The sequence below is a fragment of the Luteimonas sp. MC1828 genome (assembly GCF_016461615.1).
Classification (GTDB): domain Bacteria; phylum Pseudomonadota; class Gammaproteobacteria; order Xanthomonadales; family Xanthomonadaceae; genus Luteimonas.
Genome location: NZ_JAEMNY010000001.1, coordinates 40,825 through 60,897 on the forward strand (window position 1 = coordinate 40,825; position 20,073 = coordinate 60,897).

A 20,073-nucleotide genomic window follows, 5' to 3' on the forward strand; every position below is an offset into this window, starting at 1 on the left:
GATCGAAGCGCTTGCGTGCCAGGATCTTGCCGTGCCGGCCGAGGTCATGCATCACATCGTGCGGGTGGAGTCGTCCTACAACCCCTATGCCATTGGCGTGGTCGGTACTCGCCTGGCGCGACAGCCCCGCAACCTCGCCGAGGCAGTCGCGACTGCGAGGCAGCTGGAACGCGACGGGTTCAACTTTTCCCTCGGGCTGGCGCAGGTGAATTTCCATAACCTCGCAAAGCAGGGGCTCGGCAATTACGAACTGGCTTTCGACCCATGCCCGAACCTGGCCGCCGGCTCCCGTATCCTCGCCGACTGCCATATGCGTGCCGGTGGCGACTGGGACAAGGCGTTCAGCTGCTACTACTCCGGAAACTTCAGCACCGGCTTTCGCGACGGTTACGTGCAGAAGATCCGTGCTTCGATCGCGCGCGGAGACGGTAACGTCGACGCGGTCGCGTTCGCCCAGGCTGGAGCGCCTGCGCGACAGTGGAAGGCAAGTCGCGACAAGCGCGCTGATGGGGGCAGTGGAAGCCTGGTTGGTCGGAGAGGAGTTCCCGCCTTGGACGTGCATGGCGGAGGGGCGCAGCCGGTTGCGACCGCACCCACAACGCCGACGCTGGCACCGGCTGCACAGACCGCCCTCCACCACACGGCAACCGAACCGTTCGTCCCGCCGGTCAGCACCACCGCGACTGGACGCGGCAGCGAAACCCGGGATGACGCGGCACCAGCAGCGGAGCGCGACACCGCATTCGTGTTCTGAAAATCGCCCCCCGCCAGGATCGCGGGAATCCATCACCAACGCAGGGATGCATCATGAACGCACGCAAGCAAGGCAGGAGACACCAACGTCACTTCGGCATGCGCCGGCCCGTTTTCGTCGCCACGATCGCGGTGCTGGGGTCGGCGCCATACCTGGCGCTCGCGCAGGGCTTTGGAGGAGCGGACACCAAGGTCTGCGGCTTCTTCGAGAACGTCAACGGTCTTCTCAACATGGCATCGATCGCCGTGGTGACGATCGCCATCATCTTCGCCGGCTATCAGATCGCGTTCGCGCACAAGCGCATTGCAGACGTCGCGCCAATCCTGATCGGTGGGCTGCTGATCGGCGCGGCCGCGCAGATCGCGAGGATGCTGCTCGGCCCGGAGGCCGGCGAGTGCACGGCGATGCTCGGGGCGGTGCTGCCGGTGCCGTATGCGTAGAGACGTGCTCTTCCGCGGTTGCACCCGCCCTGCCATGTTCCTTGGTGTGCCATACGTGCCGTTCTTCATCGGCGCCGGGGCATGCCTGCTGCTTGCGGTGTACGTAAACCTGCTTCTTCTCGTCACGCTGCCGGTGGTGGTGTTCGCGATGCGGCAGATGGCGCGCCGCGACGAGATGGTGTTCCGCATGCTGGGGCTGCGCTGGCGCATGCGCACCAGCGTGCGCAACCTTGGACTTCGCGACGGCGCGTGGTCGTTTGCGCCGAACAGATATCGTTCGCGCGGAGCGTCCGGATGAACGCCGTGGCGGATGCGGCGGTGGGCGATTTCGTGCCGCTCTCGTCGCACGTGTCGCCCACGGTCGTCAAGACCACGGGCGGCGACTTCCTGGTGGCGTGGCGGCTGGCCGGCCTGCCGTTCGTAGGACGCGAGGCGTGGGACCTCGAGCATCGCCATGCCACCTTCAATCGCCTGTTGCAGTCCCTGCGCGCCCCGGATTTCAGCAACGTCGCCTTCTGGGCGCACGACATCCGCCGGAAGCGTGCGATCACGGGTGGCGGACGTTTTGCGCAGGCGTTCAACCAGGAATTGTCGGATGCCTACTTCGCGCGGCTGTCGGAACAGGACGCGCTGCAGAACGAGCTGTACCTCAGCATGCTGTACCGGCCGGTGGTCACTGGTCGGCGGATGTCGGAGCGCAGCTCGGACCTGGGTCGACTACGGGCGGAGCAGGAGCAGGCCGTGGCGCGGCTGCAGGAGCTGGCAGGCAATGTCGAGGCGGTGCTGGTGGACTACGCGCCGCGACGCCTGGGCATGTACGAAGCGGGGAACGGCGTGCTGTTCTCCGAGGTCCTTGAGCTTTACGGCTACATCGTCAACCGGCTTGACGAGCCGGTCCCGGTACTCGCCGCGCCGATAGGCGACTACCTGCCGGTGAGCCGCCACACGTTCTCGGCCAGGACAGGCGACTTCGTGGTGGCCACCCCGTGCGGGCGCCATGATTACGGGGCCATCCTCAACATCAAGGAGTATTCCGAGGCCACCTGGCCCGGGATCCTCAATGGCTTGAAGTACCTCGATTTCGAGTACGTGATGACGCAGTCGTTCAGCCCGATGGGACGTCAGGATGCGCTTCGCGTGCTCGATCGCACCAAAGGCATGATGGTGTCTTCCGGGGACAAGGCGGTCAGCCAGATCGCCGAGCTCGACCATGCGATGGACCAGCTGGCCTCCGGCAACTTCGTCCTGGGCGAGTTCCACTTCTCGCTTGCCTTGCACGCCGCCAGCCAGGAAGCGCTCTCGCACAACATCGCTGCCGCACGCGCGGAACTTTCGAATGCGGGATTCGTTTCGGCCAAGGAAGACCTGGCAGTAGCGTCGGCGTTCTATGCGCAGCTGCCCGGCAACTGGCGATATCGCACACGACTCGCCAACGTCAGCTCACTGAATTTCCTCGGCCTTTCGCCCCTGCACAACTTCGCCAGCGGAAAGCAGGCCAGGAACCCGTGGGGCGAGTGCGTGACCACCCTGCAGGCGACAAACGGCCAGCCGTACTTCTTCAACTTCCACGCCACCCATGGCGGTGAGGATTCGCGCGGCGAGAAAGCCCTCGGAAACACCATGATCATCGGCAAGTCCGGGACGGGGAAGACCGCGCTCGTCAACTTCCTGCTCAGCCAAGTGCAGAAGCTGGATCCGTCGCCAACGATCTTCTTCTTCGACAAGGATCGTGGCTCCGAGATCTTCGTGCGGGCATGTGGCGGAAACTACTTGGCGCTGGAGAACGGCCGCGCCACCGGGTTCAACCCGTTCCAATGCGAGCGCACGGAAGGAAACGTTCAGTTCCTCGCCGAACTGGCCAGGATCCTCGCCGGCAAGCCCTCGTACACCGCGCGCGAGGACGAGGACATCCATCGCGCGGTGGAGGGCATTCTTGACACGCCGCCGCCGCTGCGAAGCATGACCAACTTCCAGAAGAGCCTGCCCAATATGGGGGATGACGGCCTTTACGCGCGCTTGCGGAAGTGGACCGCCGGCCACAGCCTGGGCTGGGTGTTCGACAATCCGGTCGATACCGTCGATCTCTCACGCGCCAACATCATCGGGTTCGATTACACGGATGTCGTCGACAACCCCGAGGTCAGGGTGCCCGTGGTGCGCTACCTGCTGCACCGCCTCGAGGGGCTGATCGACGGACGCCGGCTGATCTATGTGATGGACGAGTTCTGGAAGATCCTCGACGGTGGCGGTGCGCTCAAGGATTTCGCGCGCAACAAGCAGAAGACCATCCGCAAGCAGAATGGCCTGGGGATCTTTGCGACGCAGAGCCCGGAAGATGCGCTGTCCAGCGACATTGCTGCCGCGCTTGTCGAACAGACGGCGACCCTGATCCTGCTGCCCAACCCGAACGCCAAGCGCTCCGATTACGTCGATGGCCTGAAGCTGACCGAAGCCGAGTTCCGCGTGGTGCTGTCGCTCGACGAACGATCGAGGTGCTTCCTGGTCAAGCAAGGGCACGCTTCAAGCGTCTGCCGTCTGGATCTCAATGGTCTAGACGATGCGCTTGCGGTGATTTCGGCATCGACCGACAACATCGAAGTGATGCACCGGGTGCTGGCCGAGCGCGCTCACGCCGAAGGCGTCGCGACTGACGCTCTTCACCCCGGGCAATGGCTCAGCGCGTTCCAGGCTGAGAGGCGCGGAACCGGACGCGAAGGTGTGCGCGCCATGTCTCGAGGCAGTCAGGGCGTATTGGTGGTGCCCTGATTCACATTGGACACATGTATCAACCCAAGGAGCTGGACATGGACGACAAGGAAGTCGGCAGGCGTGGAAACGGGGCTGCGGTGAGGCCCGTAAGGTGGGCAGCAGGCCTGCTGATGGCGGGCGTGCTAGCCGCAGGCCCGGCAAACGCTCAGGTCGCGGTATTCGACGTGCCGCATACCATCAAGACCATCCTCGGCTGGATCGCGCAGTACCAGCAGATGTGGCAGGACTACCAGAGCCAGATCGACCAGTTGAGCACGCTGGACAAGCAGTACCAGCAGGCGCTTGTGGCCGGCGCAGCCTACCAGGGCAACCCCGGGCATCGCGAACAGTTCGCCCAACGCGGGCTGGACGATGGTCTGGCCGACCGCTGCGGCAGCGAGCCGCGCAACAATCCCTCTGGCGTCGAGCAGCACATGTATTGCAGCGCGATCGTCAACACCGAGAACCGCAGGTTCAACGCAATGGTGGCGATGCTCGAAGATGTCGAGGCACGCGACGGGGAGCTGCGTGCCACCTATGCGGAGCGCGCGGGCATCGGCGCGGACGAGCAGGGCAAGCTGGCGTCCAATACGAACCGCATCCTTGCCATCCAGGGGCAGCTGCAGAACGACGTACAAAACGCCGAGACGTTGCTGGGTGCGTATGACGCAACCCTGCGGACGTTGCAGGCCGACCAGGTGCGGGCGGCCAACAAGAGCTTCAGGAACCCGGGCACCGATGAGCTCATCCAGGGCGCTGCGCTCAAGGTCGCCTTGCGCGCAGCGCGCCTGCGCGAGCGCTGAGCAGGTACGACAACAATGGCCATGGAAGACACGCTGCGCTTCGTCATGGGAGGGATCGACTGGATGCAGGTCCAGGCCGGTCTCCCCAACATGATCTTCTTCCATGAGATCAGCAGCTTCCTCGACGACGAGATCAGTGAATTCGCAGGCAACCTGTTGGGACGCGTGCTGCGTGTGGTGGGCACCGCAGCGCTGAGCCTTTTGACGCTCTGGATACTGGTGCATGGCTACCGGATCGCCACCGGTCAGTCACGCGAGCCGATGATGGCGCTGGTCACCGATGCGCTGAAGGCGGTGCTGGTGATCGCAATTGCCACCGGGGCTGCCGCCGGCTCGGGGTCGATCTACCGCACGCTCACGCATGGCCTGACCGAAGTCGTCGCCGAAACAATAACGGGCGAGCGTGACGGCGGGCCGTATGAGGACATCGACCGGACGCTGGCCATCATGCAGGTGGCGTTGGCTGCGATCGATTCGGTTGATTCCGGCGATGACCTGCTGACTGACAAGCGAAAGGATCGAGCGTTGTGGTTTACCGGCGTCGGCCTCGGCGGGCCTGCGATCATGGCGGCGGCAACCATGCTGCTCAACAAGGTGGCGATCGCGCTGGTGGTCGGGTTGGGGCCGATCTTCATCCTGTGCCTGTTGTTCCGCGCAACGCAGCAGCTGTTCACGAAATGGCTCTACTACGGCATCGGCACCCTGTTCTCGCTGGCGCTGCTCACGGTGATGGTGACGCTCGCGCTCGACATGGTGATCGCGGTCGGCATTGCATTCTGGGTCGCCGGCTGGACCACCGGTGCCAGCCAGGAGAGCCTGACCGCGATGGCGATGCAGCAGGGCGGAATGGGGCTGATCTTGACCATGCTCATCGTGAGCGCACCGCCGATGGCTGCGGTGTTCTTCAACGGCGTGCTCGGGCAGTTCTCCGCCTACAACGCGCTCAACGCGCTGTCGCCGGGGTCTGGGCAAGGCGCGCCGCCCGGTTCCGGGCTGCCGCCCGGCGTCACGGCGGCGCATGCCCCGGCCCCGACAGGCCATGGTGCCGCAGCCGCGGTGGACGCGAGCGATCCCGCGGGGGCGGCGCGGCTTGCCGGGCAGCGGTCAGCCCGCGTCGACGTCGATGTCATCCGCCCCGCCGGGCATTCCGGTTAGCCGGGCGCCGACGCGCACGATTTGTTCTAGAATCGTGCGCCACACCCCTTGGCGCAAAGGTGGCCCGCGGCAACGCCGGCCGAGCGTGCGACATGAGCACTACCACCGCCCACCGCTGATCCCCGCCCGCGGCCGATTCCGGAGGGCGCCCGCGTGGCGCTTTTTTCTTGTCCGCGGCCTGCAGCCCTTGCCGACCGCCCAGCCAGCAGCCCATACATGATCACCATCACGCTCCCCGACGGCAGCCGCCGCGAGTTCGACCACCCCGTCTCCGTCATGGAGGTCGCGCAGTCCATCGGCCCCGGCCTGGCCAAGGCCACCGTGGCCGGCAAGGTCGACGGCCGCCAGGTCGACGCGTCCGACCTCATCGACCAGGACGCCAGCCTGCAGATCCTCACCCCCAAGGACGCCGAGGGCGTGGAGATCATCCGCCACTCCTGCGCGCACCTGGTGGGCCACGCGGTCAAGCAGCTGTACCCGGACGCCAAGATGGTGATCGGGCCGGTGATCGAGGACGGCTTCTACTACGACATCTGGCGCGCGCAGCCCTTCACGCCCGACGACATGGCCGCGATCGAAGCCCGCATGCGCGAGCTGATCGACACCGAGTACGACGTCATCAAGCGCATGACCCCGCGCGACGAGGTGGTGGCGGAGTTCCAGGCCCGCGGCGAGGACTACAAGCTGCGCCTGATCGAGGGCCTGGGCCCGGAGGTCACGGCCATGGGCCTGTACCACCACCAGGAATACGTGGACATGTGCCGCGGCCCGCACGTGCCCAACACGCGCTTCCTGAAGGCGTTCAAGCTGACGCGCGTGTCCGGCGCCTACTGGCGAGGCGACTCCAAGAACGAGCAGCTGCAGCGCATCTACGGCACCGCCTGGGCCGATGCCAAGCAGCTCAAGGCCTACGTGCAGCGCATCGAGGAAGCCGAGAAGCGCGACCACCGCCGCATCGGCAAGCAGCAGGAGCTGTTCCACCTGCAGGAAGAGGCGCCGGGCCTGGTGTTCTGGCACCCCAAGGGCTGGGCGATCTGGCAGGTGGTGGAGCAGTACATGCGCGGCGTGTACCGCAGCAGCGGCTACGGCGAGGTGCGCTGCCCGCAGGTGCTGGACGTGAGCCTGTGGCAGAAGTCCGGTCACTGGGACAACTACAAGGAGAACATGTTCTTCACCGAGTCCGAGAAGCGGACCTACGCGGTGAAGCCCATGAACTGCCCGGGCCACGTGCAGGTGTTCAACCAGGGCCTGCACAGCTACCGCGACCTGCCGATCCGCTACGGCGAGTTCGGCGCCTGCCACCGCAACGAGCCCTCGGGCGCGCTGCACGGCATCCTGCGCGTGCGCGGCTTCACCCAGGACGACGGCCACGTGTTCTGCACCGAGGGCCAGATCGAGTCCGAGGTGACCGCGTTCCACGCCCAGGCCATGAAGGTCTACGCCGACTTCGGCTTCGAGGAGGTGCAGGTGAAGCTGGCCCTGCGCCCCGATTCGCGGCTGGGCGACGACGCCACCTGGGACAAGGCCGAGACGGCGCTGCGCTCCGCGCTGCGGTCGGCCGGCGTGGAGTGGACGGAGCTGCCGGGCGAGGGCGCGTTCTACGGCCCGAAGATCGAGTACCACCTGAAGGACGCCATCGGCCGCACCTGGCAGCTGGGCACGATGCAGGTGGATTTCATGATGCCGGGCCGCCTGGGCGCCGAATACGTCGACGAAAACAGCCAGAAACAGACGCCGGTCATGCTGCACCGCGCCATCGTCGGCTCCATGGAGCGCTTCATCGGCATCCTGATCGAGCACCACGCAGGCAGCTTCCCGGCGTGGCTGGCCCCGGTGCAGGCGGTGGTGATGAACATCACCGACGCCCAGGCCGACTGGGTCGAAGAAGTCAGGAAAACCCTTGTCAATCAAGGGCTTCGGGTCGAGTCCGACCTGCGCAACGAGAAGGTCGGCTACAAGATCCGCGAGCACACGATGCAACGGGTGCCGTACCTGCTGGTGGTGGGGGACCGCGAGAAGGAGCTCCAGGCGGTGGCCGTGCGCACCCTGGCGGGGGAGGACCTGGGCAGCATGCCGCTTTCGGACTTCATCGCCCGCGTGCATGCAGAACGGGCCCCTTGCTGAGTATCATGTAGCTCTGCGCCCGCCAGATGGCAGGCGCCATGGGGCCCGGGATCCGGGTCCTGCCCGGTAGTGTTCACCCACGGAGATTGCAACATCAGCACACCTGACAAGCAGAATAGAAGGAACGGCGAAATCCGCGTGCCCCGCGTGCGCGTGATCGGTTCGGACGGCGAGATGATCGGCGTGCTTTCGCGCGACGAGGCCATCGCCATGGCCGAAGAGGAAGGACTCGACCTCGTCGAGATCCAGCCCAATGCCGATCCGCCTGTGTGCAAGGTCATGGACTTCGGCAAGTTCAAGTTCGAGACGCAGAAGAAGGCGAACGAAGCCAAGAAGAAGACCCGCCAGGTCGAGATCAAGGAAGTCAAGTTCCGTCCGGTGACCGACGAGGGCGACTACCAGATCAAGCTGCGCAAGATGCGCGGGTTCCTCGAGGAAGGCGACAAGATCAAGGTCAACATCCGTTTTCGTGGCCGCGAGATGAGCCACCAGGAGCTGGGCCGCGAGATGGCCAACCGGATCGAGACCGACCTCGGCGAGGACATCGTCATCGAGTCCAGGCCGCGCCTCGAAGGCCGGCAGATGGTCATGATGATCGCGCCGAAGAAGAAGTGACGCCGCGCGCCAGCGGCGCGTGACGCGACACCCCTCCCGCCGCGCCACGCGGGAAGGGCGCTTGAACCCGGTGATTGCCCCAGGGACCCGAGTCCGTGCATAATGCGCGGCTCGGTGTGCCGTTTTGGCGGCGCGCCGGATGGACCCGTCCTGGATCCGCAGTGGATTCCAGGGCCTAAGACCGGCAGGGGCAGGACGGAAAGCGTGGCGCAAGCCACCGCCCGGGCCAGTGACAGAAACCAAACAGGGATCCCAGCAATGCCCAAGATCAAGACGCACCGGGGCGCGGCCAAGCGCTTCAGGAAGACCGCGTCCGGCAAGTACAAGGCAGGCCACGCGAACCGTAGCCATATCCTCACCAAGAAGGCGACGAAGCGGAAGCGCAACCTCCGTCAGACGAACCACATTCCTGCGTGCGACAGCGGTCGTCTCGATCGCATGCTGCCGTATCTCTGAGGAGGACTGAACAATGGCACGAGTAAAGCGTGGCGTGCAGGCGCGCCGCCGTCACAAGAAGGTCCTCAAGCAGGCCAAGGGTTACTACAACGCGCGCCGCAAGGTGTTCCGCGTTGCCAAGCAGGCCGTCACCAAGGCCCTGCAGTACGCCTATATCGGTCGCAAGCAGAAGAAGCGCAATTTCCGCTCGCTGTGGATCGTCCGCATCAACGCGGCGGCCCGCATCAACGGCATGAGCTACAGCCGCTTCATGAACGGCCTCCTGAAGGCCGGCATCACCCTCGACCGCAAGGTGCTGGCGGACATCGCCGTGCACGACGCGGCGGGTTTTGCCGCGCTGACCGAGAAGGCGAAGGGCGCGCTCGCAGCGTAAGTGTGTCGCCGGCCACCGCGCGTTCGCGCGGCGGTGGCCAGGCGGACAACGCAGTACACGCATGGGGAAGGGCGCAAGTCCTTCCCCATGTTTCGTTTTGGCTCCCCGAAGGTGCCCTGATGACCGACATCGAACACATCCGCCAGCAGGCGCTCGCCGACATCGCCGCCGCGCAGGCACCGGATGCGGTTGAAGCGCTGCGCGTCGCGCTGCTCGGCAAGAGCGGCAGCATCACCGCACTGCTGAAGACACTCGGCACGCTGCCGGGCGACCAGCGCAAGGCAGCTGGCGAAACCATCAACCGGGCCCGCGACGCGATCGGCGAGGCGCTGGCGGAGCGCAAGGCCGCACTCGATGCCGCCGCGCTCGACGCGCGCCTGGCCGGCGAATCCATCGACGTCACGCTGCCCGGCCGCGATGCCGACCGCGGTGGCCTGCACCCGGTCAGCCGCACCATGGAGCGCATCGCCGAGATCTTCGGCCGCCTGGGCTACGCACTGGCCGACGGCCCAGAGATCGAGGACGACTTCCACAACTTCGAGGCGCTGAACTTCCCGCCGCACCACCCGGCGCGCGCCATGCACGACACGTTCTACTTCGGCGATGGCCGCCTGCTGCGCACCCACACCTCGGGCGTGCAGGTGCGCTACATGCAGGAGCACGCGCCGCCGCTGCGCATGATCGCGCTGGGCAAGGTGTACCGCAGCGATTCCGACCAGACGCATACCCCGATGTTCCACCAGTGCGAAGGCCTGCTGGTCGGCGAACACGCGAGCTTTGCCGACCTGAAGGGCACGCTGGTGGAGTTCGTGCGCGCGTTCTTCGAGCGCGACTTCGAGATGCGCTTCCGGCCGAGCTATTTCCCGTTCACCGAGCCGTCCGCCGAGGTCGACATCGCCTGGGCCCAGCCGGATGGCTCCACCCGCTGGCTGGAAGTGCTCGGCTGCGGCATGGTCCACCCCACCGTGCTGCGCAACGTCGGCATTGATCCGGAGCGCTATACCGGGTTCGCGTTCGGCCTGGGCGTGGAGCGCTTCGCGATGCTGCGCTACGGCGTGGACGACCTGCGCAGTTTCTTCGACAACGACGTGCGCTTCCTGCGCCAGTTCGCCTGAGGCCGCCGCATGAAATTTTCCGAGAACTGGCTGCGCCAGCACGTCTCCACCACCGCCTCGCGCGATGAGCTCGCGGCCACGCTGACCGCCATCGGCCTGGAGGTCGAAGAACTCACGCCGCTCGGCGCCGCGCTCGACGGCGTGGTGGTGGCGCGCATCGTGTCCGCCGAAAAGCATCCCGAAGCCGACCGCCTGCAGGTCTGCCAGGTCGACGCCGGCGGCGGTGCGCTGCTGCAGGTCGTCTGCGGCGCGCCGAATGCGCGCCCGGGCCTGGTCGCGCCACTCGCCACCATTGGCACGCAGGTTGGCGAGCTGGTGATCAAGGCCGCCAAGCTTCGCGGCGTCGACTCCAACGGCATGCTGTGCTCGGCGAAAGAACTGGGCATCGATGCCGACGCCTCCGGCCTGCTGGAACTTCCCGCCGACGCGTCGCCCGGAACGCCGCTGGCGGCCTACCTCGGCCTGCCGGACGCCAGCATCGAGCTCAAGCTGACGCCCAACCGCGCCGACTGCTTCAGCGTGCGCGGCATCGCCTATGACGTGGCGGCGGCTTGCGGCAGTGCAGTGGTGGAGCTCGACGCCACGCCGGTGCCCGCGCAGGGTGCTGCGACGCTCGCGGTCACGCTCGATGCCGGCGCCGATGCGCCACGCTATGTCGGCCGCGTCATCGAAGGCGTCGACGCCAGTCGTCCGACGCCTGCGTGGATGGCCGAACGCCTGCGCCGCAGCGGCGTTCGTCCGCTGTCGCTGCTGGTCGATGTCACCCAGTACGTGATGCTCGAACTCGGCCAGCCGATGCACGCCTACGACCGCAGCCTGCTGCACGGGCCGGTCGGTGTGCGCCGCGCGCGCGATGGCGAGGCGCTGAAGCTGCTCGACGGCCGTGATGCCGCGCTTGATCCCGGCTTCCTGGTGATCACCGATGCCGACCGCGCCGTCGGCCTCGCGGGTCTGATGGGCGGCTTCGATACCCGCGTCACCGACGCGACGCGCGATGTCTTCCTCGAGGCCGCGCACTTCGCGCCGGCCGCGATCATCGGCCGCGGCCGCAAGCTCGGCCTGCATACCGATGCCGGCCATCGCTTCGAGCGCGGCGTGGACCCGGAACTGCCCCGCACTGCGATGGAATACGCGACGCGCCTGATCCTCGACATCGCCGGCGGCGTGCCCGGCCCGGTGGTCGCGGTGGAACAGGCGCAGCATCTCCCGCGGCCGGCGATCATTCCGCTGCGCCGCGCGCGCCTGGCGAGCGTGCTCGGCATCGCCATCGCCGATGCCGACGTGGAGCGAATCCTGCGCGCGCTGGGGCTGGGCGTTGCGGCGGGCGACGAAGGCTGGACGGTGACCGCGCCGACGCGCCGCTTCGACCTCGCGATCGAGGAGGACCTGATCGAAGAGGTCGCGCGCATCCACGGCTACGACGCCATCCCGACCACGCTGCCCGGCGGTGCGATGCGGCTGGTGGCGGCGTCGGAAACCGTGTTGCCGGAGCACGACCTGCGCCGCGCGCTCGCCGCGCGTGGCTATCTGGAGGCGATCAACTACGCCTTTGTCGATGCGGGGCTGCTAGCCACGTGGCAGGCGGACGAGGCGCTGGTGCCGCTGGCCAACCCGCTCAGCGCCGAGCTCGGCGTGATGCGGCCGCGGCTGCTGCCCGGGCTGGTGGACGCGCTGGCGCGCAACGTCGCGCGCCAGCAGGGCCGCGTGCGCCTGTTCGAACTCGGCAAGGTATTCACCGCGGCGGGCGAAGGCGCCGCGCCGCTGGAAACGCCGCGCATCGCCGCCGTGGCCTGTGGCGAGGCCGCCATCGAGCAGTGGGGCGTGCCCGCCCGTCGGGTCGACTTCCACGACCTCAAGGGCGACCTGGAGGGCCTCGCCGCGCTCTCCGGGACCACGCTGGCGTTCCGCCCGGCCACGCCTGCCTGGGCGCATCCGGGCCGGGCCGCGGAGGTGCTGCGCGACGGCCAGGTGGTCGGTGCGATCGCCGAGCTGCACCCGCGCCTGCAGCAGGCGCTCGGGCTCGACCACCCCGTGCTTGCGTTTGAACTCGACCTGGCCGCGCTGCGCATGCGCGAAGTGCCGCGCGCGCGGGCGCAGTCGAAGTTCCCCTCGGTGCGCCGCGACCTCGCATTCATCGTCGCCGACACGGTGGCGTGGGCGGCTCTTGAAGCCTCGGCGCGGGCCGCCGCAGGTCCGGTGCTGCGCGCTCTTCGCGTGTTCGACGTCTACGCCGGGAAGGGCGTAGAAACGGGATTCAAGAGTGTCGCGATGGGCTTGATTCTGCAGGACGATTCACGCACGCTGACCGACCGCGATGTGGATGCGGTGGTGGTTTCGGTCACCAGCGCGGTGGCGGTTGCGCACGGAGCGCGGATCAGAGGTTGAGCAGGGGGATGGCATGGCGTTGACGAAGGCGGAAATGGCCGAACGGTTGTACGAAGAGGTTGGCCTGAACAAGCGCGAAGCGAAGGAATTCGTGGACGCGTTCTTCGTCGCCCTGCGCGAAGCCCTGCAGGGCGGTCGCCAGGTGAAGCTCTCCGGCTTCGGCAATTTCGACCTGCGCCGCAAGAACCAGCGTCCCGGCCGCAACCCCAAGACCGGCGAGGAAATCCCGATTTCCGCGCGCACGGTGGTCACCTTCCGTCCCGGCCAGAAGCTCAAGGAACGCGTGGAAGCGTACGCGGGAGGCACCCATGCTTGACCCCGGCAGCAACCGAGAACTCCCGCCCATCCCGGCCAAGCGCTACTTCACCATTGGTGAAGTCAGCGAGCTGTGCGACGTCAAGCCGCACGTGCTGCGCTACTGGGAAACCGAATTCCCGAGCCTCAGCCCGGTCAAGCGCCGTGGCAACCGGCGCTACTACCAGCGCCACGACGTGCTGATGGTGCGCCAGATCCGCGGCCTGCTGTACGAGCAGGGTTACACCATCGGTGGCGCCCGCCTGCGGCTCGAGGGCGAAGACGCGAAGGATGAGTCCGCGCTCAGCAGCCAGATCATCCGCCAGGTGCGGCTGGAGCTCGAAGACGTCCTGCAGCTCCTGCGTCGTTGAACAACCTGCCGGCGAGAGCGCGCATGAAGGCGCGGCGCCGGCTATAATCCGCACCCATCCGGGGTATAGCGCAGCCTGGTAGCGCACTTGTCTGGGGGACAAGTGGTCGTCGGTTCGAATCCGGCTACCCCGACCAAATTTGTGTGACTTCAACGGCCCGCGATCATTCGCGGGCCGTTTTTTATTGGCCGCGCGTGGGCGGTCGGGTCACGTGCGTGCGAGCACCATGCGATTGCGACCGCTGCGCTTGGCGTCGTACAGCGCTGCGTCGGCGGCGTTGACCCAGTCTTCGATGCGTGCGTGGTTGGGCCGCGCCGACGCGATGCCGATGCTCACCGAGTGCGACAGGTCGGGCGCCTGCGGCAGGCGGATGGTCTCGACGGCGGCGCGGAACGCCTCGGCCGTCGCGGCCGCCTCGGCCAGGCCGGTGGCCGGGCATACCACTGCGAACTCGTCCCCGCCGTAACGCCCGCCGATGTCGCCGGGTCGCAGGGTTTCCTGGAGTAGGGCAGCCACCGCGCGCAGGAGCGCATCACCGGCGATGTGGCCGTAGCGGTCGTTGGCCTGTTTGAACCCGTCGATGTCGATCATCACCAGCACTGCGGGGGACGCTCCCGCGTGCACCTCGTGCAGGGTGCGCGCAACCTCGCGTTCCCAGTGATCGCGCGAGCGCAGCCCGGTCAGCATGTCGGTGCGGCTGAGCAGGTCGAGCTCCTGGTTCTTGCGCAGCACCTTCGCCACCAGTCTGCGTCGCCCATGGCTCACGGCCAGCGTGTGGATCAGCAACATCGGCATGCAGGCCAGCACCACCGCGGTACTGGACGAGGGCGCGAACGCAAAGCCCGTGGCCAGGCCGCCCGCGAGGATCGCGACGCATGTCGGCAACAAGGTGCGCCGGTACAGCCCGGGAATGTCGGTGTTGACCTTGTCCGCGGCAGGGAGTGCCAGCAGCAGCACGGCCGGAAGCAGGTTGAAATGCAGCAGCGGGACCCAGAGCGCCGCGAGCGCCGAGTCGGCGATGAGGTTGCGCTGCTCGGCCGCGAAGGGCGACGCGCTGCGCTGTGCCAGCAGGTGGGCGAGCTGTGGCCAGACCACTCCGGTGAACACGCACAGCGCCCAGAGGAGCGTTCCCGCCTGCAGTTCGAGCAGCACGGTTGCAATCGCCAGCGCGCCGAGTGCCATGCCCAGGACGCGATACGGGTAGACGCGCCGCGGCAGCGTCAACTGGGTGCGGAGCAAATCGAAGCCCGTGCCACGTGCCGGCGCCAGGCGTGCCGTTTGCGGGTCCTGCAACGCGTTCCCCCCGTTTGGCCGGGGCGATGCCCGGCGCAGCGGGATTATAGTGCGCGACCGGCGGGTGTGACGGCCGCTGGACCTTCGTCCCGCGGCTTGCTCCTACAATGTCGTATTCACAATCGGGGAGTCCTGTATGAGGGTCTTGCATGCTGTGCGCTGTTGCAGCGCTGCGCTCGCCGTGGCCCTCGGGCTCTGCCTGGCGGTCATGGGTATCCCTGCCGCAGCGCAACCTGCCGCGCCCACCACCGGGGCCCCCGACATCCGCGACCTCGAGGCAATGGTGGTGTCGGGCACGCGGCCCGGTCCCGGCATGTGGAAGGTGACCAAGGCTGATCACGTGCTCCACATCCTCGGCACGGTGTCGCCCCTGCCGCGGCGCATGGACTGGAATTCGTCCGCCGTCGAGGCGGTCATCGCGCGCTCGCAGGCGGTCATCGAGGCGCCTTACGTCGCCGTGAATTCCGACATCGGGATGTTCCGGGGCCTGGCCCTGGTGCCGGCGATGCTGCGCGCACGCAACAACCCGGCCAAGCGGCCGCTGCGCGAAGTGGTTTCGGCGGACCTGTATGCCCGGTGGGAGGTGCTCAAGGCGCGCTACATGGGCCATGACCGCGGCGTGGAGAAGCGGCGGCCGCTGGTGGCGGCGCAGGAGCTCTACGAAGCGGCATTGAAGAAGTCCGGCTTGCGCATGACCGGCGTGGTCGCGCCGGTGGTGCGCAAGGCGGCGAAGGATGCCGGAGTGCCGCTGGTCGAAAGCAAGGTCGCGCTCACGCTGGAGGACCCCAAGGCCGCGTTGAAGGAACTCAACGACAGCGACCTGGCCGACCGCGAGTGCTTCGCGGGCACCATGGCACGCATCGAAACCGACCTCGACAACATGCGCGCGCGCGCCAATGCCTGGGCCGACGGCGACCTCGAAGCGCTCCGCGCGCTCCCCTACGAGGACCATTACCGGTCGTGCGCGGAGGCGTTGACGACCAGCGCGATCGCCCGGCGGCTGGGATTCGACGACCTGCGCGCGCGCGCCGACGCTGCGTGGCTGGCCAACGTCGACAAGGCGCTGGCCGACAACGCGGTGAGCTTCGCCGTGCTGCCGATGTCGCAACTCATGGCGGATGACGGCCTGCTGGCGCAGCTGCGCGCACGCGGCTACGACGTCCAGGCGCCCTGAGTCCCGCCGCGGCGGTCAGCCCGCGGCGGTGCGCGCCGCAGACGCGGGCAGCGCGACCTGCGGCCAGCGCGAAAGGACAGCGGCGCGGATGCCGGCGGCATCGATTCCGGCCTCGGCCAGCAGGTCCTCGCGGCTGGCGTGGTGCTGGAAGGCATCGGGCAGGCCGAGGTGCAGGACCGGCAGCAGCACGTTTTCGGCCGCCAGCAGCTCGGAGACCGCGGAGCCCGCGCCGCCCATGACCACGTTGTCTTCGATGGTGACAAAGCCTTCGTGGCTCGCCGCCAGCTGCAGCATCAGCCCGCGGTCGAGCGGCTTGATGAAGCGCATGTTGACGACGGTGAGATCGAGTTCGGCGGCGATCGCTTCGGCCGCCGGCACCGTGGCGCCGAACGCGAGCAGGGCGACGCGCGTGCCGGTGCGGCGGAGCTCGGCCTTGCCGATCGGCAGCGTGTCGAGATCGCTGCCGGCGGCGACGCCGGTCCCGCTGCCGCGCGGATAGCGCACCGCCGCGGGGCCGCGATGGCGGAAGCCTGTGGACAGCATCTGCCGGCACTCGTGTTCGTCGGCGGGCGCCATCACCACCATGTTGGGCACGCAGCGCAGGTAGCTGAGGTCGAGGTTGCCGGCGTGGGTGGCGCCATCGGGGCCGACCACGCCGCCACGGTCGATCGCGAACAGCACGTCGAGGTCCTGCACGGCGACGTCGTGCACCAGCTGGTCATAGCCGCGCTGCAGGAACGTCGAGTAGATCGCGACGACCGGCTTCGCGCCTTCGCAGGCCATGCCGGCCGCCAACGTGACCGCGTGCTGCTCGGCGATGGCGACATCGAAGTAGCGCGCCGGATACTCCTTGCTGAAACGCACCAGGCCGGAGCCTTCGCGCATGGCGGGGGTGATCGCCATCAACGTGTCGTCGGCTGCCGCCATGTCGCACAGCCAGTCGCCGAAGATGTCGGTATACGTGGGCTTCTTGACCGCGCCGGGCTTGGACACCAGGCCCTGGTCGGGATCGAACGGCGACACCGCGTGATAGCCGATCTGGTCACCCTCGGCACGCTCGTAGCCCTTGCCCTTGGTGGTGATGACGTGCAGCAGCTGCGGGCCCTTCAGGCCGCGCACCACCTTCAGCGCCGAGACCAGCGCCTTGATGTCGTTGCCATCGATCGGGCCGGTGTAATGGAAGCCCATCTCCTCGAACAGCGTGGACGGAACGAACATGCCCTTCCAGTGTTCTTCCCAGCGGCGCACGAACTTCGCCGGCGCGCCGCGCTTGTCGCCGAGCAGCTTCTTGCCGCCCTCGCGCAGCGCGTTGAGCGTCTGGCTGCCGGTGGCGCGGCCGAGCATCTTGGTCAGTCCGCCGACGTTCTCGCTGATCGACATGCGGTTGTCGTTGAGCACCACCAGCAGGTTGGGCTCGGGGTCCATGCCGCCGGCGTGGTTGAGCGCCTCGTAGGCCATGCCCGCGGTCATCGCGCCATCGCCGATCACCGCGACCACCTTGCGCTCGTCGCCGGCGCGCGCGGACGCGATCGCCATGCCCAGCGCGGCCGAGATGCTGGTCGAGGAGTGGCCGACGCCGAAGGTGTCGTACTCGCTTTCCTCGCGCTTGGGGAACGGCGCCACGCCGTCCTTCTGCTTCACGGTGTGGATGCTGTCGCGGCGGCCGGTCAGGATCTTGTGCGGATAGGCCTGGTGGCCGACGTCCCAGACGATGCGGTCGCGCGGCGTGTCGTAGAGGTAGTGCAGGGCGGTGGTCAGTTCGACCACGCCAAGGCCGGCGCCGAAGTGGCCGCCGCTCTTGCCGACTGATTCAATGAGGTAGGCGCGCAGCTCGTCCGCGATCGCGGGCAGCTCGGCCTCGTCGAATTCGCGCAGACGCGCCGGGTTGTCGATGCGCGCGAGGCGCGGATGGCGGGTGGAGTCGATCATCCGCATATTGTAAGACGGCCGGGAGCCGCGGGGCGTGGTGGCCGCCGCAGCCGCATCCCGGCCCCGTGTTCAGCGATTGCGCAGGCGGCCCAGCAGGCCCCCCGAGCGTGCCTTCTCCGGCTCTTCGATGACCGGCGGTGCCTCCGCCACGGCCTCGGCGTAGCCGGTGGCCAGGTTGGCATTGATGAAGTCGGCAACGTCGGCGCCAGGGATGCCGCTGGCTTCCGCGATCTCGGCGACGGTCGCGGGCCCCTTCATCATCGCGGTGGCGATGCGGAAGTGGCGCGGATATTCGCGCTCGGTCTGCGGCCACTTGGTCAGCGCATAACGGCCGGCCGGGTCATGGCCGGGCAGCAGCGCACCGCCGCCCGCGAGCAGGCCACCCAGCCAGCGCAGGCGTGCCAGCGGCTGCTGTGCGCCGGCACCGGCGGTCTCGCGCGCCCAGGTGGCGGCGTCGACCGGGGCGAAGTCCGACGCTTCGAGCGCGCCCTGGAAATAGCCGGCGAGCGGATTCAACGGCGTCGGACCGTGCCAGCTGTCGTTGTCGGCATCGATGAACAGGGTCGGGCCGGAGGCGCTGCGGAAGCACACGCGGCCGGACAGCGCACCGGGACGCAGCCATGCGGCGAAGTCGTCCGGTACAGGTGCAGCGATTTCGACGGCTTCCTCGACTTCCTCGACTTCCTCGACGCTGGTGGCTGCGACGCCGGGCGAGGCGGTGCTTGCGGGACCATCTCGCAGTTCGGCTACTGGATCCGGCTCGGCGACCTCCGCGGCTGCCGCAACGGGAACGGCAGTTTTCACCACGACCGTTGCGGCGGGGGAGTCGCCCTCGGCAGCGCTGGTCGTGGTGGGCGCGTCTTCGACAGTGGTCGCAGCGGTTGCCGCCGGCGCGGCAGCGAGGTCGACACCTACGCTGCGCGCGACATCGGCGAGCAGCTGCGCGACCTGGGCGCCATCGAATGGTCGACCAAGCCGGAACTCGGTCTGGGTGCGCGGCGCGGACGTCAGTCCGATCACGTGGCGTCCGGCGGCATGCAGGCGCAGCCAGCTCATCGGCCCGTACATGCTGTCCATGTCGACCACGACGTGGTCGGCATCTGCTTCAGGGACGAGGCGCCACGCGCCGCCGAGGCGTGCGTTGCCATCATCGAACGCGGCCTTGAGCGCGGTTTCCGTGGCCGGGTCCATGCCGGTCAGGCCGAGGGTCAGCGACATGGGTGAACACTCCGGAAACAATGAGCGGCGAGTGTCCGGGAGCGTGCCAGCTGCGTCAACGCGCGCGCTGCGGCAGTTGCGGCTGCTGTGCGTCACCTGGCGCGGATGTTTGGTGACCGTGGTCGCGCTTGCGCGGCGTTGCGCGCCCGAATGCGGGTCAGTGGCGGGGTTGTTTCGGCAACTGGCTCTTCAGGAACGCCATCTGGTCGGCAAGGATGTTGCGATTCGAGAGGATCAGGTGCTCGATCCAGCTTGGCCGGTACGGCACCGCGAGCAGCGGCATGGACGCCTGCTGCGGCGTGCGCCCGCCCTTGCGCGAATTGCAGTGGAAACAGGCGGTGACCACGTTTTCCCAGGCGTCCTCGCCTCCCTGCGAAAGCGGATGCACGTGGTCGCGGGTCAGGTGGCGGTGCGCGACGTCGCGCCCGCAGTACAGGCACAGGTGCTGGTCGCGCGCGAACAGCGCGGTGTTGGTCAGCGCCGGGGTCGGATTGAGCGCGCGCGAGCGTGCCTGGCTGCGCGCGGCGACGATCGGATGAAGTTGCACCAGGCTGCGCAGGCCGGTGGCGCGGCAGGTGCCGCCGCGCACCGCAAGACAGGGATCACCGAGCGTCCAGGCCACGGCGCCGCGGACGTACAGGCAGGTCGCGTCCTGCCAGCTCATCCAGTCGAGCGCGCGGCCGTGGGCATCGAGGGACAGCAGGCGCACGCGATCAAGCGCATGTCGGCCGGCGCCTTCCGGCGGGCCGACGGCGGCCGGCGGGGCGGGGCCCATGCCGCGGACGAGGCGAAGATTCGCTCTGTCGGGTTCCATGGGAACAACAGC

At 67.8% G+C, this 20,073-nt stretch carries 19 protein-coding genes and 1 tRNA gene; 16 read left to right on the top strand and 4 right to left on the bottom strand.

Translation table 11 applies throughout. The features are described 5' to 3' along the window. The first annotated feature begins 1 nt into the window (after position 1). The 15 genes from JHB91_RS14060 to JHB91_RS00255 all read left to right on the top strand — a co-directional run bounded on the left by JHB91_RS14060 (position 2) and on the right by JHB91_RS00255 (position 13,769). A complete protein-coding gene (locus JHB91_RS14060) occupies positions 2-754 on the top strand; it encodes a lytic transglycosylase domain-containing protein (RefSeq protein WP_199472596.1) in 753 nt (250 codons plus the stop codon). 53 nt (positions 755-807) lie between these two features. Then, on the top strand, positions 808-1,194 hold the full coding sequence (locus JHB91_RS00190) for a TrbC/VirB2 family protein (RefSeq protein ID WP_199470757.1): 387 nt from the start codon (positions 808-810) through the stop codon (positions 1,192-1,194). Continuing rightward, positions 1,187-1,492, top strand: coding sequence for a VirB3 family type IV secretion system protein (locus JHB91_RS00195; RefSeq protein WP_199373136.1), 306 nt, complete (start codon positions 1,187-1,189; stop codon positions 1,490-1,492). The genes JHB91_RS00190 and JHB91_RS00195 overlap by 8 nt, the downstream gene beginning before the upstream one ends. Next, positions 1,489-3,960, top strand: a complete 2,472-nt coding sequence (locus JHB91_RS00200; RefSeq protein ID WP_199470758.1) for a VirB4 family type IV secretion/conjugal transfer ATPase — start codon at positions 1,489-1,491, stop codon at positions 3,958-3,960. Before JHB91_RS00195 ends, JHB91_RS00200 begins: the two co-directional genes overlap by 4 nt. 38 nt (positions 3,961-3,998) lie before the next feature. Next, a complete protein-coding gene (locus JHB91_RS00205; protein ID WP_199373134.1) occupies positions 3,999-4,745 on the top strand; it encodes a hypothetical protein in 747 nt (248 codons plus the stop codon). A gap of 21 nt (positions 4,746-4,766) precedes the next feature. Beyond that, positions 4,767-5,900: a type IV secretion system protein gene (locus JHB91_RS00210; protein WP_199470759.1), complete on the top strand. Its 1,134-nt coding sequence runs from the start codon at positions 4,767-4,769 to the stop codon at positions 5,898-5,900. Between the two features lie 216 nt (positions 5,901-6,116). Next, positions 6,117-8,024, top strand: a complete 1,908-nt coding sequence (gene thrS / locus JHB91_RS00215) for a threonine--tRNA ligase (protein WP_199373132.1) — start codon at positions 6,117-6,119, stop codon at positions 8,022-8,024. A gap of 69 nt (positions 8,025-8,093) precedes the next feature. Beyond that, positions 8,094-8,639 (top strand): translation initiation factor IF-3, encoded by a 546-nt coding sequence (gene infC, locus JHB91_RS00220; protein WP_199373131.1) that lies wholly within the window; start codon positions 8,094-8,096, stop codon positions 8,637-8,639. A gap of 258 nt (positions 8,640-8,897) precedes the next feature. Continuing rightward, on the top strand, positions 8,898-9,095 hold the full coding sequence (gene rpmI, locus JHB91_RS00225; protein WP_055249161.1) for a 50S ribosomal protein L35: 198 nt from the start codon (positions 8,898-8,900) through the stop codon (positions 9,093-9,095). Between the two features lie 13 nt (positions 9,096-9,108). After that, a complete protein-coding gene (rplT, locus tag JHB91_RS00230; RefSeq protein ID WP_182820419.1) occupies positions 9,109-9,468 on the top strand; it encodes a 50S ribosomal protein L20 in 360 nt (119 codons plus the stop codon). A gap of 119 nt (positions 9,469-9,587) precedes the next feature. Continuing rightward, entirely contained in the window at positions 9,588-10,583 is a 996-nt protein-coding gene (gene pheS, locus JHB91_RS00235) for a phenylalanine--tRNA ligase subunit alpha (RefSeq protein WP_199373130.1), read from the top strand. A gap of 9 nt (positions 10,584-10,592) precedes the next feature. Next, the gene (gene pheT / locus JHB91_RS00240; protein WP_199470760.1) at positions 10,593-12,968 is read left to right on the top strand and encodes a phenylalanine--tRNA ligase subunit beta; all 2,376 of its coding nucleotides are present in this window, start codon (positions 10,593-10,595) and stop codon (positions 12,966-12,968) included. Positions 12,969-12,981: 13 nt separating this feature from the next. Then, the gene (gene ihfA / locus JHB91_RS00245; RefSeq protein ID WP_182820422.1) at positions 12,982-13,284 is read left to right on the top strand and encodes an integration host factor subunit alpha; all 303 of its coding nucleotides are present in this window, start codon (positions 12,982-12,984) and stop codon (positions 13,282-13,284) included. Further along, positions 13,277-13,633 carry a MerR family transcriptional regulator gene (locus JHB91_RS00250; protein WP_199373128.1) on the top strand — a complete coding sequence of 119 codons (357 nt, stop codon included), beginning with the start codon at positions 13,277-13,279 and terminating at the stop codon, positions 13,631-13,633. The genes ihfA and JHB91_RS00250 overlap by 8 nt, the downstream gene beginning before the upstream one ends. Before the next feature lie 59 nt (positions 13,634-13,692). Next, positions 13,693-13,769: transfer RNA gene (locus JHB91_RS00255), tRNA-Pro, on the top strand. 71 nt (positions 13,770-13,840) lie between these two features. Here the strand turns inward: JHB91_RS00255 and JHB91_RS00260 are convergent. After that, on the bottom strand, positions 13,841-14,872 hold the full coding sequence (locus JHB91_RS00260; protein WP_199470761.1) for a diguanylate cyclase: 1,032 nt from the start codon (positions 14,870-14,872) through the stop codon (positions 13,841-13,843). A 262-nt stretch (positions 14,873-15,134) separates the two neighbouring features. On the opposite strand from JHB91_RS00260, the gene JHB91_RS00265 reads away from it, so the two are divergent. Continuing rightward, the gene (locus JHB91_RS00265) at positions 15,135-16,100 is read left to right on the top strand and encodes a TraB/GumN family protein (RefSeq protein WP_233398485.1); all 966 of its coding nucleotides are present in this window, start codon (positions 15,135-15,137) and stop codon (positions 16,098-16,100) included. 15 nt (positions 16,101-16,115) lie between these two features. On the opposite strand, the gene dxs is transcribed toward JHB91_RS00265, so the two are convergent. The 3 genes from dxs to JHB91_RS00280 form a co-directional block, all read right to left on the bottom strand. Next, positions 16,116-18,029, bottom strand: a complete 1,914-nt coding sequence (gene dxs, locus JHB91_RS00270) for a 1-deoxy-D-xylulose-5-phosphate synthase (RefSeq protein ID WP_199470763.1) — start codon at positions 18,027-18,029, stop codon at positions 16,116-16,118. A 69-nt stretch (positions 18,030-18,098) separates the two neighbouring features. After that, entirely contained in the window at positions 18,099-19,247 is a 1,149-nt protein-coding gene (locus JHB91_RS00275) for a hypothetical protein (RefSeq protein WP_199470764.1), read from the bottom strand. 157 nt (positions 19,248-19,404) lie between these two features. Beyond that, a complete protein-coding gene (locus tag JHB91_RS00280; protein ID WP_199373123.1) occupies positions 19,405-20,061 on the bottom strand; it encodes an HNH endonuclease in 657 nt (218 codons plus the stop codon). Positions 20,062-20,073 lie beyond the last annotated feature (12 nt).

Bases quoted from the DNA above. Each gene is read 5' to 3' on its own strand.
- pheT (WP_199470760.1), top strand. From the start codon at position 10,593: ATGAAATTTTCCGAGAACTGGCTGCGCCAGCACGTCTCCACCACCGCC.
- thrS (WP_199373132.1), top strand. From the start codon at position 6,117: ATGATCACCATCACGCTCCCCGACGGCAGCCGCCGCGAGTTCGACCAC.
- JHB91_RS00190 (WP_199470757.1), top strand. From the start codon at position 808: ATGAACGCACGCAAGCAAGGCAGGAGACACCAACGTCACTTCGGCATG.
- rplT (WP_182820419.1), top strand. From the start codon at position 9,109: ATGGCACGAGTAAAGCGTGGCGTGCAGGCGCGCCGCCGTCACAAGAAG.
- pheS (WP_199373130.1), top strand. From the start codon at position 9,588: ATGACCGACATCGAACACATCCGCCAGCAGGCGCTCGCCGACATCGCC.
- JHB91_RS00210 (WP_199470759.1), top strand. From the start codon at position 4,767: ATGGAAGACACGCTGCGCTTCGTCATGGGAGGGATCGACTGGATGCAG.
- dxs (WP_199470763.1), bottom strand. From the start codon at position 18,029: ATGATCGACTCCACCCGCCATCCGCGCCTCGCGCGCATCGACAACCCG.
- JHB91_RS00250 (WP_199373128.1), top strand. From the start codon at position 13,277: ATGCTTGACCCCGGCAGCAACCGAGAACTCCCGCCCATCCCGGCCAAG.
- JHB91_RS00205 (WP_199373134.1), top strand. From the start codon at position 3,999: ATGGACGACAAGGAAGTCGGCAGGCGTGGAAACGGGGCTGCGGTGAGG.
- JHB91_RS00200 (WP_199470758.1), top strand. From the start codon at position 1,489: ATGAACGCCGTGGCGGATGCGGCGGTGGGCGATTTCGTGCCGCTCTCG.
- JHB91_RS00265 (WP_233398485.1), top strand. From the start codon at position 15,135: ATGGGTATCCCTGCCGCAGCGCAACCTGCCGCGCCCACCACCGGGGCC.
- JHB91_RS00280 (WP_199373123.1), bottom strand. From the start codon at position 20,061: ATGGAACCCGACAGAGCGAATCTTCGCCTCGTCCGCGGCATGGGCCCC.
- ihfA (WP_182820422.1), top strand. From the start codon at position 12,982: ATGGCGTTGACGAAGGCGGAAATGGCCGAACGGTTGTACGAAGAGGTT.
- JHB91_RS00195 (WP_199373136.1), top strand. From the start codon at position 1,187: ATGCGTAGAGACGTGCTCTTCCGCGGTTGCACCCGCCCTGCCATGTTC.
- rpmI (WP_055249161.1), top strand. From the start codon at position 8,898: ATGCCCAAGATCAAGACGCACCGGGGCGCGGCCAAGCGCTTCAGGAAG.
- JHB91_RS00275 (WP_199470764.1), bottom strand. From the start codon at position 19,247: ATGTCGCTGACCCTCGGCCTGACCGGCATGGACCCGGCCACGGAAACC.